Source organism: Nostoc sp. ChiVER01 (assembly GCF_034531155.1).
Lineage (GTDB): Bacteria > Cyanobacteriota > Cyanobacteriia > Cyanobacteriales > Nostocaceae > Nostoc.
Genome location: NZ_JAVRBS010000019.1, coordinates 17,221 through 33,886 on the forward strand (window position 1 = coordinate 17,221; position 16,666 = coordinate 33,886).

Genomic DNA, 16,666 nt, shown 5'->3' on the forward strand with positions numbered 1-16,666 from the left:
CACCCCTAGTTTCTGAAGATGTCTAGCTCATCAAAAATTTGTTGTCAGGAGTTTCAAAAACATGATCCGTCGTCTTGCATTAGTTAGTAGTCTAGCTGTTCTCAGTGCTGTAGCCTTTGCCCCCAAAGCCGGAGCAGTACCAGCAACTCAGGATGTTACTTTCAATGGTACTGTTGTAGGGGTTTGCACCTTTACTGGTACTACTGCCGGTGCTTTGGTAAATCAGAACAATAACGCCTGGGTTGAAGCCTCTACTGGTAGTACTATTGGCAATATCGGTACAGCAGCTCAAACAACTGTAAACTGTACTTCTGGTGGTCAGTTGGCTGTTTCTGCTCCTGTTAAAGTAGCAGCACCTGCTAACTTTACGGATACTATCAAACAGGCAGTTGTTTACGATGGAACCAACTTTTCTTCATCTACCGGTACTGCTTTTGATACCGCTGGCTGGGCTAAACCGACTACTGCTTTAACTATTCCTGCTAACACAAACCGTACTTTGAACGTTGCTGCGATTATTGGTGTGAACAATGTTAGTAGCGGAGTACCTGTTGGAACTTATAACTATAAAGTTACTCTCACTGCTACTCCTAACTAAGAAGCGAGTCAATAAAAAGCCTGATTCCTGAATAAAAACAGGCTTTTCAAAGACTGGATTTAGTCATTTTGTTTTTGCAAGGATTGGATGCCCTACTTTCTAGCTCCGATCCTTTTCCCATTATAGCAAATTCCAAAAAACAAAAATTCAATATTCATAAAATAGGTAAGATGCGTCAGAAAACCAGACAACGGACGTACTTTCAAGAATTTAGGTCTGACGCACCTTACAAATTGGATATTTTTTTAATTGGAAGTCCCATACTTCACATTATTGTATTAGATCCAAATCAAATATGAAATTTCCTCCCAGAAGATTTATGATCTCCCGCGTGAGCGGTATTTTGCTCACTAGCTTTTTATCATGGGAAACTGCTGTTAGAGCCGACATTGCTATCTCCCCACTGGTAATCGAAACCGAAGTTAAACGAGGACAAGCACAAGGAACAATTACGGTTACAAATGGAGATGCTAAAGAATTTCGTGCTCGTGTTTATAGTCTACCCTTTACCTATGATGTAGAAGATGGATTTAAACTTTTAGATTCCAGTCCTCTAGATTTGACTCCCTATCTGCAATTTTCACCGCGAGAACTGCAAGTTCCCAGTACAGATAATCGTCGCATCCGCTTTATTGTACGCTTTCCTCCTAGTTTACCCGATGGTGAATATCGGGCGATGTTGTTCACAGAAAATTTAGAAGCGACAATTCAGGAAGAACCAGGTAAAACCAGTGGTGTCATCTTCAAAACAGCAATTGTTCCTAGAGTAGGAGTTGCTGTTTATGTCCGTAAGGGTAATATATCTCATAATTTGAGTGTGGTTAATGCTAGATTTAATCCGAATTCTAAGCAACTTCAAGTATTGGTTAAAAATACTGGTAAAGCCACTGCAATTATTCAGGGTGAATGGACTATTAAAAAGGAAGAACGAGTTATTTTTAATGGACGAGGTATGGATACAACAGTGATTGCAGAAGGGCAAAGATATCTGGCTGTTGATTATTCTACCTCTGGGAGTAAAACTCAGTTGGAACCAGGAGAATATCAATTGTCTGGAAATTTGGGATGGGGTGTAAATAGAACTAATAAAATTCCATTTAGTGTCAAGTTCGCTATTCCCTAAAAAATTATTTATAAAGGTAGCTGAAATCACGTTCATACAGATAAAACCTTAACTCATCGTTATTCCGCTCAGGCGGAGTTTGTTTGTTTAGCCCCAAATTTATATTCTAAGTGGAGGTTTGACCAACTAAAACTAAAGGTCATGAAAAGTGTATTTTAATATAAACATGTATCTGCAAAGAATTTGCTTTTTGTATATATTTTGCTTTAACTTAATTAGTGATAATAGCTTAATTCTAGCAGCAACAGCACCAATTAATCAAACTCCTTTAATTAAGGAAAATCCCCAAAAGCAAATATTTATTAAAAAAACAATCGAAAATATTTCACAACTAGAATCTGTTGGAGATGAAAAATTACCAAATTTTTTAACTCCAACAAATTCAACTCTTTTAAAAGATGATAATTTAACAACCTTTATTACTGGCTTAAATATTGGAACACGTAATGTAAGTTCTGGGGTTTTAGTACGGGGTAAAGTTACAGATAAAGAAGCGATTAATTTTGAAAACTGGTTAATTCCTTATGATGCTTTTCTGCAAGCATTAAAGTTTACCTCTAAAGTTATATCTGATAATGAAGTGGAGTTGCGATCGCCTTTCAAAATTATTCGTCTCAACATCAATAAACTGCATAGTGATCCAGAATTAGGATTAGTGGTTTCCATTAAAGAAATTAAAGATATTTTCGCCATTGAATCTAAATTTGATTGGCGTGAATATACTATTGTTTTTGATGTGCCTGAAGTAAAACCTACCAATAGTAATGAGCCAGAAAAAAGACCTGTTATTTTAACAGGATTACCAAGAATTTCTGCTCCAAATATAACATTGACTATGGTGGAACAGAGGGGTAATCTGAGTGGTACAAACACTTCAGAGTTCCAGAATCAAGGTACTTTATCAGCAGTTGGCACAATATTTGATAGTAGTTGGTTTTTGCGTGTCAATCAATCCGAAATAACAGATCGCAAAACTTGGCAATTATCAGAGCTACAAATTCTTAAACAAACAGATTATAGGGATTATTATTTAGGTTCACAACCAACTTTTTGGCGTAGTCAAAGTAGGGGTGATTTTTGGGGATTTACTACTATTCAAAGACAAGGGTTTTCTCCCTTTCCTACCTATGGAAGTGGTGGTGCAAATCCTAGTCAAAGGTTACAACCAGAGCGTGTTAATGGAACGGTGACAGGTCGTGCTGAACCAGGAACTTTAGCACGCCTTGTGAACAATATCTATAGTACAGAAGTAATTGCTGAACAGTTAGTTGGTGGCTCAAGAACTTACCGTTTTGATAATATTCCTGTAGGGAGGCAAATAGGCACAAACTATAAAGTTTTACTTTATCCTGGTGGTGTTCTGACTGCTCAACCCCAAATTCAAGATGCTCGTTTTAATTTGTTGCCTGAACAACTATCAGTGGGAACATCAACATTAATTGTTTCTGGAGGATGGAAACGACGTTTAAATAATAATGAGTTTTTAGGAGACTTCACCCAATTTAATGGAGGAATAAGTCAAAGATGGGGCCTAACAAAAGATTTAACCGTGGGTTTAGGTAGTGTATATGATTCATCTTTTCAAGGTTTAACAGAGCTTTTTTATCAGCCCCAAAGGTCTCCTTTAAGAGTTACTGTTTCTAGTGCAATCGCAGATGAAATAAAAATTAATACTAATGTGATTTGGAATGGTTATCCAAATCTTTATGCAACATTAAGTAATGATTTAAAATCTACTATCTATACTCTCGATTACAAGATATCAGAGCAATTCAGATTTTATAGTAGTGGCAGTTTAGACAAAGATAAAAATTTCGGTTTAGGCTATTCTTCTAGCAGTCTTAATTCTTCCACTTATGCTCTAGTGAATGTTGATACGAATACTGGATTGAGTTGGAGTCTTGATCAAAGCTTAGGAAAGTTATACTTAAATCATCGTGGTAATTATATTAGCACTTCTTCCCAACTATCATATCTATTTAATCCTTACCAATCTTTAAATTTCAACTATGAAACTCTTAATTATTCTCAAAACTCTAATTTGCTGACTGCATATTGGCGTTATACTTCTCCAAGTATCACTAGATATGGCGAGAATCTTTTGCAAGGAGAGTTAGGTTATAAAATTGGTTCTTCAGGAACAGGAATTTATGGGACACTGGGAACAAATATTTTACCTGGTATTTTGTTACAGGCACGTTATGAAGGAATTTCTCTAAATTCTGATCAAAGTAGTTTTAGTATTCAACTAGTTTCTAGTTTGGGTTTTCAATAGGGTTTAATTCCAGGCGATCGCCAAATCGAACGTTTTCGTACTGAAGGGGGTTTGTTAGTTAAACCCTTTTTAGATCGCAACAGCAATGGAAAACAGGATAATCATGAAGAAGTGTATAATGATAACTCGGAGTTTCTGATTGTCAACAACGAGGTTGTAAAACCTTCGCAAATTGATATTCAGGGCGATCGCATGATTATGCGTCTTCCCCCAGGAACTTATCGTGTAGACTTAGAACCTGCTGGTTTTCCTCCTGACTTCCAACCTGCAATTAATACCTTTGCCGTGAAAGTAGTAGAAGGTAGCTACACACCTCTGCTTATTCCTCTTCAACCTTCTTATACTCTGGCTGGAATCGCCACCGATGTTGAAGGAAACCCCATTGCTGGTGCTAAAGTTGAAGCTATTGATCCTAATTCCAAGTCATCAGTTATATCTATTACGAATAGTGCAGGCGTTTTCTATCTAGAACAGTTACGAAAAGGGACTTATCAGTTAAAAGTTAATGGTAAATCTGTTGAACCTAATACAATTACAATTAAAGCAGATTCTAATACTTTGCAAGAATTAAATTTAAAATTGCCTTAACTCACATATAACCAAGAAAAGATGGAAAGTGCTGGCATAGTGCAAGTTTAACCGCAGACTTGCAAATCTTAATAATAGGATAGACTCAAGCTAAATCCTGGCAATACATCTTCACCCGATAATTGTGTGGGCAGATTTTGCACTTCCACATCTTGTTTTTGACGATAAATTTCCACTTGCTGCTGTTGGGGGTTAATTAACCATGCCAATTGCACCCCTGCATCCATATACTCTTGCATTTTAGAACGCAGCATTTCCAAATCATCTGTTGCTGACCTTAATTCAATAACAAAATCAGGGGCAATGGCGGGAAATTTGCGTCTTTGTTCAGGTGTAAGTGCTTCCCAACGTTCTCGTTGAATCTAAGCAGCATCTGGGGAACGGTCAGCACCATTGGGTAATTTGAATATAGTAGAAGAACTGAAAGTGTAACCAAGGCCAGTTTGCCGATTCCAGATTCCCAAATCAATAATTAAATCTGCTTCTCGATTGCCGCTTTCACCTCCAACGGGGGACATGATGATTAATTCTCCCTTGGTAGTGCGTTCAAATTTCAATTCGCGGTTATTTTGACATAAGTGATAAAATTGTTCGTCACTTAGATGAACAGTGTCTAGTTTTATTGTCAAAGGACTCATAACCTAGACCTAGATTAAATAGTTGCAAAGATTATATCATGCCACATCTTAACGGCTGTAAGATGCCGATGCCTGCGGCGGGCAAAGCCATCGCACACCACGCAAGTTCAACAAAAACTAGGATACCTTTTTAGTTTGCCTAGGCAGACTTTGAGTTTGTGTTACCGCGATTTATCATCGCCAAGTGGTTTATAAACAAATTAGAGATTCTGGAAAGGGAATAAACGATGCGACTTTCACAAATGTTATTTGTTACACTGCGGGATGATCCGGCTGATGCTGAGATTCCTAGTCATAAATTATTACTCCGTGCAGGCTACATTCGTCGCATCGGTAGTGGTCTTTATGCTTATTTGCCTTTAATGTGGCGGGTACTGCAAAAAGTTTCTCAAATTGTGCGGGAAGAAATGAACGCTACAGGCGCACAAGAATGTCTTTTACCACAATTACAACCTGCTGATTTATGGAAGGAATCGGAACGCTGGGACACTTACACCAAAGCTGAGGGGATCATGTTTTCCCTAATTGACCGCCGTGAGCAACAATTAGGATTAGGCCCAACTCATGAAGAGGTAATCACAGCGATCGCTCGTGATATGATTCGCTCTTATCGCCAGCTACCACAAAATCTCTACCAAATTCAAACCAAATTCCGCGATGAAATTCGTCCCCGCTTTGGTTTAATGCGCGGACGGGAGTTTATCATGAAGGACGCCTATTCCTTCCATGCCGATGAAGCCAGCCTCAAAGAAACTTACCAGGATATGTATAAAGCGTATAGTAATATTCTGCGGCGTTCTGGTTTAGCTTTTCGGGCAGTGGAAGCAGATTCTGGTGCAATTGGAGGTTCTGGTTCTACAGAATTTATGATTTTGGCCGAAGCCGGTGAAGACGAAGTTCTCTACACTGAGGATGGTAAATACGCCGCTAACGTAGAAAAAGCTGTTTCTTTACCAATTGACGCCGAAACCTCACGGTTTACAACCTACGAGAAACGCGATACACCTAGAACGGAGACGATTGAAAAAGTTTGTCAACTTCTCAACTGTTCTCCCACTCAATTAGTGAAAAATGTCCTTTATCAGACAGTTTATGATAATGGTATAACGGTGTTAGTTTTGGTGAGCATCCGAGGCGATCAGGAAGTTAATGAAGTCAAGTTGCAAAATGAATTGACTAAATTAGCTTCTGAATATGGTGCTAAAACTATTATTAGTTTGAATGTACCAAATGTCGAAGCCCAACAAGCATGGACAGCTAAATCTCTACCTTTAGGCTACATTGCGCCAGATATCGCCGATGAATATATTAACGCCAATAAACAGATCCATCCCAAGTTTTTGCGCTTAGTAGATCAAACAGCCGTTGATTTAAAAAACTTTGTTACAGGTGCGAATGAAGCTGGCTATCACGTAGTTGGTGCTAATTGGGGTGAGCAATTTAAACTACCAGAACGAGTAGTAGATATTCGTAAGTCAAGACCAGGCGATCGCGCCATCCATAACCCAGAACAAATCTTACAAAGCGCCCGTGGAATTGAAGCAGGTCACATCTTCCAATTAGGTACTAAATATTCTCAAGCGATGGGAGCAACTTATACCAATGAACAGGGTGAAGAAAAGCCGCTATTGATGGGTTGTTTTGGCGTAGGCGTGTCACGATTAGCACAAGCTGCCGTAGAGCAATCCTACGATAAAGATGGGATTATTTGGCCAGTTGCGATCGCACCCTACCACGCGATCGTCACAATTCCGAATATCAAGGATGCTCAACAAATCGAAATCGCCCAAAAACTTTACACAGAACTAAATCAAGCGGGAATTGAAACCCTACTAGATGACCGCGATGAACGGGCTGGAGTGAAATTTAAAGATGCTGACTTAATAGGCATACCTTATCGAATTGTAACCGGACGAGCGATCGCTAATGGCAAAGTCGAAGTTGTAGAAAGAGCAACCCGCAACTCTCAAGAAATTGCCATAGAGGAAGTTACAACCACACTTCATAAGTGGATTACCACCGCCACTCAGGTAAAAAATTAAACTTCGATTTTACGCAGAGGAATTAATACTTTACTTTGCGTTCCTCTGCGTTTTACTCAGCGTTCCTCTGCGTTGTAAATTTAATCATCTCCAAAAAGAATGAGATTTACATAATTTGGCAGGTGACGAATTAGAAATAGAAATTCTAAAATTAAATCAGGGACTTGCAGAATTAAAAATAATCGCCTCCTCCAGGTAGAGGGAAACTCTTCAGTTATAAGTATCGTCCTTAACCAGGCTGCTCCTCACATAATTACCATATCAGCCCTCAGTCAGGAAGGTTTTGAACATGAAAGGCCAACAAGGATCTAATCGTATTTCTTCAGGCGCAATTGCAGCCGTGTCAGCAGTGGTTGTAGCAGTGGGTGGCGGTGTAGCTTGGTTTACTACACACTTCAGCAATACACCCACACGACCAAACCCCTCTGGGCGCATCGAACAGCCAGCACAGCCATCAACTAAACAGCCAGCCAATGAGCAAACCCCTAATGTTTATTGGCTAAAACCAACTGACAAAAATGTTACTTTAGTTCCCCAGCCTGTTAGAGTCGCTTCTATACGACCCAACCAGCCATTAGAAGCAGCTTTCCAAAGTTTGCTAGCAGGGCCGCCAACAGATGCGACAAATTCCACAACTATCCCCAAAGGAACCAAACTTTTGGGGCTGAAGGCGGAAAATGACGAAGTTCACGTTAATTTATCTGAAGATTTTACCAGTGGTGGTGGAAGCACATCAATGATGGGCCGCGTGGGACAAGTTGTTTATACTGCGACAAGTTTAAATCCCAAAGCCAAAGTGTACATTGACGTGAACGGCAAACCGTTGGATGTATTAGGTGGTGAAGGTCTAGAGTTACAACAGCCACTAACTCGTGAAAGCTTTGATAAAAACTATCAACTTTAGTCATTGGTCATTAGCAAAGGACAAATGACAAATGCTTTAACGATTGCTATTTAACACACGAAAGTTACGGGCTTGCTGTTCTAACCTTGTGGCAAGGCGATCGCAAACCCGATTACACAAATCAAAAATCATTTCATCTTCCACCCGGTAATAGGCGCAAGTTCCTTCACTGCGGCGGCTAAGGATACCTGCTTGCCACATTACCTTCAGGTGTTTTGATACATTTGCCTGAGAAGTCTGTGTTGCCTCTACCAACTCTTGCACGCATTTTTCTTCATTCCGTAATAAGTGGAGCAGCCGCAAGCGCATCGGCTCACTTAACAGACTGAAGTATTCAGCTACTTGTTGCACCACTTCTGGCGATAAAGGCAACGTTTGTTTCATCAGGATTAACCCGCAAGGACTGAAGTTTTAAAGATGACTCATTTGGGATGATTCATTTCATATATAGATTAATACTTAATCGGGGTTAATTCGCATCAAAGGTTGACCATATTCTACCGGATCGCCATTTTGGAGAAGAATTTCCATTACTTGTCCAGAGACTTCGGCTTCAATTTCATTCATCAGCTTCATAGCCTCAATGATACAGACAGTTTGACCCTTGCGGATGCGATCGCCCACTTCTACAAATGCCGCTTCCCCAGGTGCAGGAGCGCGATAAAACGTTCCCACCATTGGGGAAGGTACTTCTACTAATCTCTGGTCACGAGTTGAGGGGGGATTTACTGACAACTGCAATTGTGTGCTAGTACCAGTATTCTCAAACACGCGAGATGTAGATACCTCCGTTACCTGACTCGTGTTCATCTGGTTTCCCCCAGATGAACCTGATGTCGAGCCAGAACCCACCACACCGCCGAAGGTCGCTTGACCTACCGGCAACATTTGATTGCTGACGCTCACAGCCTTACGGACTGTTAGTTCAAAATCATCGCTTTTGAGCGTCACTTCTGCAATATCTGTTTGGGCGATAGTTGCCAGTAGTTGGCGGATTTCATTAAAGTCCAATGGCACAGTTTTTATTACCTCGACCTAATCCGTAAATGAGCATCTTAAGTGTGGCAGGGATTAAATCCCTATGTAGGGATTTCCATCGGGAGCAAGCATCTCCATAGAGATGAAAGTTATTCCCTGCTGATATACTTATCTTCCTGGGTATCAACTTTGATGCGTTCTCCTTGAGAAATAAACAAAGGAACCATCACAACTGCACCAGTTTCTAAAGTTGCTGGTTTTGACCCACCAGTAGCAGTGTCACCTTTTAAACCTGGATCTGTTTGTACAATTTCCAGAACCACAGACTTAGGCAATTCTACTCCCAATACCTGGTCGCCCCACTTAATAACTTCAGCTTCCATACCTTCCTTCAGGTATTTGACGCGATCGCCAATCTGTGAGCGGGTCAATCTACCTTCTTCGTAGGTTTCCATATCCATAAAGACGAACTCATCGCCCTCTTTATAGGTATGCTGCATCGTGCTTTTTTCTAGCGTGGCTTGCGGAACTGTTTCCCCGGCTCGGAACGTTTTTTCCATCACGCTGCCACTCTGGACATTTTTTAACTTAGTTCGGACAAAGGCGGAACCTTTGCCTGGCTTGACGTGCAGGAATTCTAGCACTCGCCATACAGACCCATCTAATACAATTGAAACACCGGGTCGAAAGTCGTTACTGGAGATCATGAAACTTTCAAATTTTGGAAGACAATCGGCATTTATTGTACCCTTCTAGGGTCGTCATTGGGCATTTCTCATTAGTCATTAGTCATTTGTCATTAGTCATTTGTCATTTATCCTCCGCCCTTAACGTGGGAAGATTATTGATGGGTTACGTCCAGTCAACAATCTAATGCTGCATTTGAGTTATCCCATGCTTAACTTATTAAAATCCTGGCTGAAGAACAGCCTAATGGCAATACTGCTGGTAACAATATTTTTAGGCATAACTACAGCTGGGTGGACTCCCTCTAGTAGCGCCGCGCTGCCAGCCGGCAACGCAATTACCGATGGCAAGGCTTTGTTGCGGTATGCACTCCCGATAGATAACAAACCTGTACGGCAACTACAAGCCAGTTTAGAGGACATCTCTGCCCAACTCCGGGCTAATCGGCGCTGGGGTGCTATTTCCAAGGACATCAGCCAAGCATCCCGCATTCTCGATAAACCCTCCCAAATCTTAACAAGCGTTCCTGAAGAACGCCAACCCCAAGCCGAAGCTTGGATTACTGAGTTAAAATCTGGGGTGGGAAAACTGGAAGAATTGGCGAAGAGTAAGGATAAAGAACAAATTCTCGAAAAGAGAGGCAAACTTCTGAATCTGGTTACTCAGTTAGAAGAGTCAATGGTGAAAGAATTCCCCTTTGAAGTGCCTGCCCAATACAGCAACCTACCACAACTTAAAGGTCGTGCCACTGTAGAAATCAAAACTAACAAAGGCGATTTGACCGTTGTAGTAGATGGTTATAGTGCCCCTGTCACTGCCGGTAATTTTGTAGATTTGGTGCAGAGAGGTTTTTATAATGGTTTAGAATTTACCCGTTCTGAAGAATCTTACTTTCTGCAAACTGGAGATCCAGAAGGTAAAGACGTGGGTTTCATTGATCCAAAAACGGGCAAATATCGCGCTATACCCTTAGAAGTCTTAGTTGAAGGTGATAAAGCACCTACTTATGGCATCACACTAGAAGAAGCTGGTCGTTACGTTGATATGCCAGTTCTACCTTTTTCTGCCTTTGGGGCAGTGGTGATGGCTCGTCCCGAAAGTGAAGTGAATGGTGGATCTTCACAATTCTTCTTCTTCCTCTTTGAACCAGAACTTACCCCTGCCGGACGCAATCTATTAGATGGTCGCTATGCCGTGTTTGGTTATCTCACTGAAGGCAAAGAAGTTTTGGATAAACTGAAGGCTGGTGACAAAATTAAATCAGCAAAAGTCGTTCAGGGAATAGAAAATCTGGTTGAGCCACCAGCAGCATAAGAAGAGAGCAGGGGGAGCAGGGGAAGCAGGGGAAGCAGGGGGAGAATTCCTAACTCCTAACTCTTGTACAGACGCGATTAATCGCGTCTCCCCTGATTCAGATTTCCGGCGGTGAATATCTGATCAACTGCAATCTTCAATTCTGGAAAAGTTCGTGATCCAATTTGCTGATTAGCAGTAAAAACTGTTTCTTCGTAAAATCCATCTTTCAGTAATAACACTGAAATCTTACCTTCTAGAGGATCTACAATCCAATATTCATGAACCTCTAAGGCCGCATATTCAGAGCGCTTATGGCGATAGTCCCGTTTCACCGACTCTGGACTGACCACTTCGACAATTAGTAACGGGAGTGACTGAAATACTGCTGAGGCATTCAACAATTCTCTGGCTTGTTCCACCGTCACCACACACAAATCAGTCAACCTAGATTTATTTCTACCCGTTCTCACCCCACTTTCCCGAAAAGTCAGCCAAGGAAAACTACAACGCTTGATTTCTCCATCTAGCAGTTGCTCAAGAAATTTGGCAATCAGAAAATGTTCAATAGTTGGTGGGTTCATTAGCTCTAGCTTGCCATCCACCAACTCATAATGGGAACCGTTGCCATCATCATAGGTTAAGTACTCCTCAAATGTGATGCTGGTTACTGGTGTTGTTCCCATCCCAACCTACTCCTAGACGATACCCTTATCTTAAACACTAAAACAAATCATCAGTTTTCTTCGTAATTTTGCAACACGGAAAACCGATTGTGAACAGTGAGTTATTTTCTCAACAAGTACAAGATATTGGAGAACAAGGTCTTTTAGAAAGATTACAGCGCTTTTGTCCTCCAGAAATTATCGGCGATGATGCAGCAGTGCTGGTGACTGCACCAGAGCAATCTTTAGTAGTGACAACAGATGTGCTGGTTGATGGCGTGCATTTTAGCAATGTCACCACTTCCCCAGAAGATGCTGGTTGGCGAGCTGCTGCTGCCAATTTATCAGATTTAGCGGCAATGGGCGCTTCCCCATTGGGAATTACTGTCGGGTTGGGACTCCCCGGTGAAGTTAGGGTGAGTTGGGTTGAGCGATTGTACCAGGGAATGACAGAATGCCTGCAAAAATACAATAGCTCAATTGTTGGGGGTGATGTCGTGCGATCGCCTGTGACGACTCTGGCAATTACTGCTTTTGGTCAAGTTTCCCCTCATCGAATTATCCGCCGTTCTACTGCTGTTGTGGGAGATGCAATCGTCATTACAGGCGTTCATGGAGCCTCAAGGGCTGGCTTAGAACTGCTCTTGCATCCAGAATTAGGACAACACCTCAACGATGCAGAACGCACGGCTCTAATCCTCACACACCAACGCCCACAGCCACGATTAGATGTCTTACCAATCCTCTGGAAAATCTTACCATGCCCCATGCCCATTTCTGGTATGGATAGCAGCGATGGTTTAGCAGATGCGATTATTCAAATTTGCCGCGCCAGTGGTGTTGGCGCAGTTCTAGAACGAAGAAAAATTCCTGTACCAAAAACTTTTAACCATTGGCTGACACAAGAGCAAGCGCTGGAATATGCTCTATATGGTGGCGAAGATTTTGAATTAGTGCTGTGCTTACCACAAGAGTTAGCATCAGCTTTAGTCCAACATCTTGGTGAAGATGCCGCGATCATAGGCAGCATTACATCTGGATCAACAGTACTATTGCAAGACGAACAAAAAAAATTCCCTGACCAAGTTCTGAGTCTTAGCCAGGGATTTCAACATTTTGGTCAATAGTCCTACCCTACGCGTTCGTCTTTGGCGTTCTCGTAGAGTAGCCGCCAGTGCGTCCATGTCATTTTTTTAATAACCAATGACCAATGACCAATAACAAATTATTGCCACTTTTCAGCTACTAATTCTGCCAAATCCAAAACTCGTTGGCTATAACCCCACTCGTTGTCATACCACGCCATAACTTTTACTAGGTCACTGCCCATAACCAAAGTCAAGCTAGCATCAACAATCGAAGAAGCGTCACTACCTTGATAATCCGAAGATACCAATTCTAGTTGGCTATAGTCCAAAATGCCTTTGAGTGGCCCTTCGGAAGCATCTTTGAGAGCTTGGTTAACTTCTTCAGTAATAGTACGCTTCTCAACCTGAACTACGAAATCTACCATTGAGACGTTCGGGGTAGGTACGCGTAAGGCAACACCATTTAGTTTGCCTTTGAGGTCTGGGATAACCAGCGCCACTGCTTTTGCTGCACCAGTAGAGGTGGGTACAATGTTGATTGCTGCTGCCCTCGCCCGTCGCAAATCCCGGTGAGAAGCGTCTAGCAAGCGTTGGTCACCTGTATAGCTATGGGTGGTGGTCATCGTGCCTTTGATGATGCCAAACTTATCGTTCAACACCTTGGCAATCGGTGCCAAGCAGTTGGTAGTACAGCTAGCGTTACTGATAATGTGGTGTTTGTTGTGGTCATAGTCGTGATGATTCACACCAACCACAAAAGTGCCATCCTCGTTTTTACCAGGAGCGGTAATCAGAACTTTCTTGGCTCCAGCATTTACATGCTTGAGCGCTCCTTCTTTGCTAGTAAATACCCCAGTTGCTTCGATAATTAGGTCAATTTCCCACTCTTTCCAGGGCAAGTTTTCAGGGTTGCGATCGGATACGCACTTAATGGTCTTACCGTTAACGATGATAGAGTTATCATCGGCACTAATCTCAGCGCCCTTGATTTTCCCTAGCATTGAGTCGTACTTCAGCAGATGAGCATTGGTTCTAGGGTCTGAAGTGTCATTAATAGCGACAAGATCGATTTTACTATTCTCTCTGCCCACCCAGCAGCGTGCAAAGTTACGTCCAATCCGCCCGAAACCGTTGATTGCAACTCTAATCACAGTGTCTTGCCCTCTGTATTTATGCTTATATGTTGATATCGTTGACCCCAATCATATCGCAAAGGGGGGGGGCACTCATAACGATAAAGTGTTAGATCAATAAAAAAACACATAATTTATTCAGATTTGTTCGAGTAGAGATTGTTGTTCGTGATATATGATCTGACTGATTCCGGGACTAAATAACGAATTGACTGGCATTCGCGGCAAAATTTGCGAATTAGACTTGACGAAACTCCGACTATTGGTATATCTAAGAGTTGCCAGTGAATGGTAATTGACTGTTCCCTTAGCTGTTGCTCCACTTGCTTGCAGATTAATTTACTTTGAGTTATAGTCTCACCACCTAGCAGTCGGGGTGCTATTAACCAATCACACATTTGTGCTAGTTCGTGTCCACGGTACCAACGGGGTAAAGTTTGGAAAGTATCCAAGCCTACGATCCAGTACCAGTGAGTATTTGGGTAAGAAGCAGATAAGTCCATCAGGGTGTTAATGGCATAGGAAGTCCCAGAGAGATTTGCCTCCACTAGTGAGACAGTAAACGCTGGGTTATTTTCTATGGCTAATTGCAGCATTCCCACACGATGCTCAAATAAAGCTGCTTGTTTATGAGGAGGATTTAGGGATGGCACCCAAATTACCTTTTCAAGGGATACTTGATGCAAAGCTCTCTCGGCTACCAGCAGGTGTCCCCAATGAATAGGATCAAATGTGCCACCAAAAATTGCTAGTTGTTGCATCCAGTTATGCCTGGGTTTTATGCAATTGAAAAATAGTTTCATTACCAATGTACTATTGTAGTCAATTCTTCCCTAGACTGAATGCAATTTAAAATCAGCTTCACTAACAATGTATGATGTAGCCAATTCCAGTAAGGTAGCCAAAAAGATGTATTTGACATTACAAGAATTTCTTTCCCGATGCGACCAAAATTTTCAGAATAATCTTAAAAACACTTTAGAAATGTAAAAACCTCCAACCAAGGTAAAATCATTCTGAACAAGGAAAACCAGAGCAGAAATATCATCTGGCCATCAAACATAAACATGATTAAGGGACAGTTACAGTAAAAATCAAATTCCTGTTATGATACGCGTGTCATTTGTGATTATGGTGTGGTGTGGTGTAAAAGGAGCAAGAAATGACTAATTCTGTAGATTTTAGTGGTAGACCATTTCATTTTATTGGCATCGGTGGTATAGGTATGTCTGCTCTGGCATACGTTCTTGCCAAGCGTCAATTTCCAGTATCAGGTTCGGATCTTCGTCCTAACCACATTACGCACAAATTGGAATCTATCGGCGCTCATATTTTTAGTAGACAAGAGGCGAGCAATCTCGAATTCTTTCATCCTCAGGTATTAGCGAATGCAGTAGTATTAAATTCACAAGAAGAATTACCTACTACTACTAAATCAATACTGCCTCAAGTCATTTGTTCAACAGCAATTAATACAAACAATTTAGAATACAAAGCAGCGCTAGAATTAGGTTGTCCAATTTTACATCGTTCAGATGTACTGGCAGCTTTAATTGCCGATTACCACAGTATTGCAGTGGCAGGAACACACGGCAAAACTACAACCAGTAGCATGATTGGCTATATGCTTCTGGAAGCAGGTCTAGACCCAACGATTTTAGTAGGTGGCGAAGTCAATGCTTGGGAAGGTAATGCTCGATTGGGACAAAGCCAATATTTGGTAGCCGAAGCAGATGAATCTGATGGTTCCTTGGTAAAACACGCTCCAGAGATTGGCATCATCACCAATATTGAACTCGATCATCCAGACCATTACGAGACATTAGAAGAAGTCATTGACATCTTCCAGACATTTGCTAAGGGTTGTAAAACGTTAATAGGTAGCATTGATTGTGCTACAGTGCGCGATCGCTTGCAACCCACAATCAGCTACAGCTTATACTCAGATACTGACGCTGACTACAGCGTTACTAATATTGATTATCGGGCTGATGGCACTACGGCTCTAGTTTGGGAAAGAGGCAAAGCTTTGGGCGTGTTGAAGTTACGCCTGCTAAGTCGGCACAATCTTAGTAACGCCTTAGCAGCAGTAGCTGTTGGTCGCCTCTTGGGCTTAGAATTTGGAGAAATTGCCAAAGGTATCGCCACCTTTGAAGGAGCAAGACGCCGCTTTGAGTTCCGGGGTGAAGTAGATGGTATTACCTTCATTGATGACTATGCTCATCATCCTAGCGAGATTCGCGCTACTCTTGCCGCAGCCCGCTTACAAGCAAGACCAGGACAAAGAGTGGTGGCCATCTTCCAACCTCATCGCTATAGCCGTACACTCACCTTTTTAGAAGAATTTGCCGATTCCTTTACCCATGCCGATTTGGTTGTACTGACTGATATTTACAGTGCAGGCGAACCCAATTTAGGACAAATTACTGGTGAACATCTAGCGGCAGAAATTGCTAAACACCATTCTTCTGTAGTTTATCAACCAACTTTACCCTCAGTATGTGAGTTCTTGCTGCAAACACTACGCCCAGGAGACTTGGCGCTGTTTTTGGGGGCCGGGAACTTGAATCAGGTAATTCCTGAACTAATTACGACGCTTTGTGAACCGGCTAAAGCCACATCTTAAGTGGAGATTTTGCGAAGTTTTATTTCTG

General features: G+C 41.7%; 15 protein-coding genes and 1 pseudogene. 9 read left to right on the forward strand and 7 right to left on the reverse strand.

What is annotated here, in order from left to right:
• Positions 1-61: 61 nt before the first annotated feature.
• The 4 genes from RMY00_RS22845 to RMY00_RS22860 all read left to right on the forward strand — a co-directional run bounded on the left by RMY00_RS22845 (position 62) and on the right by RMY00_RS22860 (position 4,584).
• Positions 62-598: a hypothetical protein gene (locus RMY00_RS22845; protein WP_322649731.1), complete on the forward strand. Its 537-nt coding sequence runs from the start codon at positions 62-64 to the stop codon at positions 596-598.
• 295 nt (positions 599-893) lie between these two features.
• Complete coding sequence (locus RMY00_RS22850) at positions 894-1,721, forward strand: hypothetical protein (RefSeq protein WP_322649732.1); 828 nt, start codon at positions 894-896, stop codon at positions 1,719-1,721.
• 148 nt (positions 1,722-1,869) lie between these two features.
• A complete protein-coding gene (locus tag RMY00_RS22855) occupies positions 1,870-3,996 on the forward strand; it encodes a carboxypeptidase regulatory-like domain-containing protein (RefSeq protein ID WP_322649733.1) in 2,127 nt (708 codons plus the stop codon).
• A 51-nt stretch (positions 3,997-4,047) separates the two neighbouring features.
• Positions 4,048-4,584, forward strand: a complete 537-nt coding sequence (locus RMY00_RS22860) for a carboxypeptidase-like regulatory domain-containing protein (RefSeq protein ID WP_322649734.1) — start codon at positions 4,048-4,050, stop codon at positions 4,582-4,584.
• A gap of 68 nt (positions 4,585-4,652) precedes the next feature.
• On the opposite strand, the pseudogene RMY00_RS22865 reads toward RMY00_RS22860, so the two are convergent.
• A pseudogene (locus tag RMY00_RS22865) lies at positions 4,653-5,222 on the reverse strand (Uma2 family endonuclease).
• 227 nt (positions 5,223-5,449) lie between these two features.
• On the opposite strand from RMY00_RS22865, the gene RMY00_RS22870 reads away from it, so the two are divergent.
• A complete protein-coding gene (locus RMY00_RS22870; protein WP_322649735.1) occupies positions 5,450-7,264 on the forward strand; it encodes a proline--tRNA ligase in 1,815 nt (604 codons plus the stop codon).
• Positions 7,265-7,553: 289 nt separating this feature from the next.
• Positions 7,554-8,168 carry a GerMN domain-containing protein gene (locus RMY00_RS22875; RefSeq protein ID WP_322649736.1) on the forward strand — a complete coding sequence of 205 codons (615 nt, stop codon included), beginning with the start codon at positions 7,554-7,556 and terminating at the stop codon, positions 8,166-8,168.
• A 36-nt stretch (positions 8,169-8,204) separates the two neighbouring features.
• Here the strand turns inward: RMY00_RS22875 and RMY00_RS22880 are convergent, their stop codons facing one another.
• The 3 genes from RMY00_RS22880 to efp form a co-directional block, all read right to left on the reverse strand.
• Positions 8,205-8,552, reverse strand: coding sequence for a metalloregulator ArsR/SmtB family transcription factor (locus tag RMY00_RS22880; protein WP_322649737.1), 348 nt, complete (start codon positions 8,550-8,552; stop codon positions 8,205-8,207).
• 75 nt (positions 8,553-8,627) lie between these two features.
• The gene (gene accB / locus RMY00_RS22885; RefSeq protein ID WP_322649738.1) at positions 8,628-9,185 is read right to left on the reverse strand and encodes an acetyl-CoA carboxylase biotin carboxyl carrier protein; all 558 of its coding nucleotides are present in this window, start codon (positions 9,183-9,185) and stop codon (positions 8,628-8,630) included.
• A gap of 110 nt (positions 9,186-9,295) precedes the next feature.
• Positions 9,296-9,853: an elongation factor P gene (gene efp, locus RMY00_RS22890; RefSeq protein ID WP_322649739.1), complete on the reverse strand. Its 558-nt coding sequence runs from the start codon at positions 9,851-9,853 to the stop codon at positions 9,296-9,298.
• A 187-nt stretch (positions 9,854-10,040) separates the two neighbouring features.
• Between efp and RMY00_RS22895 the strand changes: the two genes are divergently transcribed.
• Positions 10,041-11,147 carry a peptidylprolyl isomerase gene (locus tag RMY00_RS22895; RefSeq protein WP_322649740.1) on the forward strand — a complete coding sequence of 369 codons (1,107 nt, stop codon included), beginning with the start codon at positions 10,041-10,043 and terminating at the stop codon, positions 11,145-11,147.
• A gap of 77 nt (positions 11,148-11,224) precedes the next feature.
• Here RMY00_RS22895 and RMY00_RS22900 read toward each other — a convergent pair whose 3' ends face one another.
• Entirely contained in the window at positions 11,225-11,812 is a 588-nt protein-coding gene (locus tag RMY00_RS22900) for a Uma2 family endonuclease (RefSeq protein ID WP_322649741.1), read from the reverse strand.
• An 89-nt stretch (positions 11,813-11,901) separates the two neighbouring features.
• Here RMY00_RS22900 and thiL point away from each other — a divergent pair, with 89 nt between their 5' ends.
• Positions 11,902-12,918 (forward strand): thiamine-phosphate kinase, encoded by a 1,017-nt coding sequence (gene thiL, locus RMY00_RS22905; protein ID WP_322649742.1) that lies wholly within the window; start codon positions 11,902-11,904, stop codon positions 12,916-12,918.
• 98 nt (positions 12,919-13,016) lie between these two features.
• Here the strand turns inward: thiL and RMY00_RS22910 are convergent, their stop codons facing one another.
• Both RMY00_RS22910 and nadD read right to left on the reverse strand, forming a co-directional pair.
• Positions 13,017-14,030, reverse strand: coding sequence for a type I glyceraldehyde-3-phosphate dehydrogenase (locus tag RMY00_RS22910; protein WP_322649743.1), 1,014 nt, complete (start codon positions 14,028-14,030; stop codon positions 13,017-13,019).
• 116 nt (positions 14,031-14,146) lie between these two features.
• Positions 14,147-14,773: a nicotinate (nicotinamide) nucleotide adenylyltransferase gene (gene nadD / locus RMY00_RS22915; protein ID WP_322649744.1), complete on the reverse strand. Its 627-nt coding sequence runs from the start codon at positions 14,771-14,773 to the stop codon at positions 14,147-14,149.
• Positions 14,774-15,174: 401 nt separating this feature from the next.
• Between nadD and murC the strand changes: the two genes are divergently transcribed.
• Positions 15,175-16,638 (forward strand): UDP-N-acetylmuramate--L-alanine ligase, encoded by a 1,464-nt coding sequence (murC, locus tag RMY00_RS22920; protein WP_322649745.1) that lies wholly within the window; start codon positions 15,175-15,177, stop codon positions 16,636-16,638.
• The last annotated feature ends 28 nt before the right edge of the window (positions 16,639-16,666 follow it).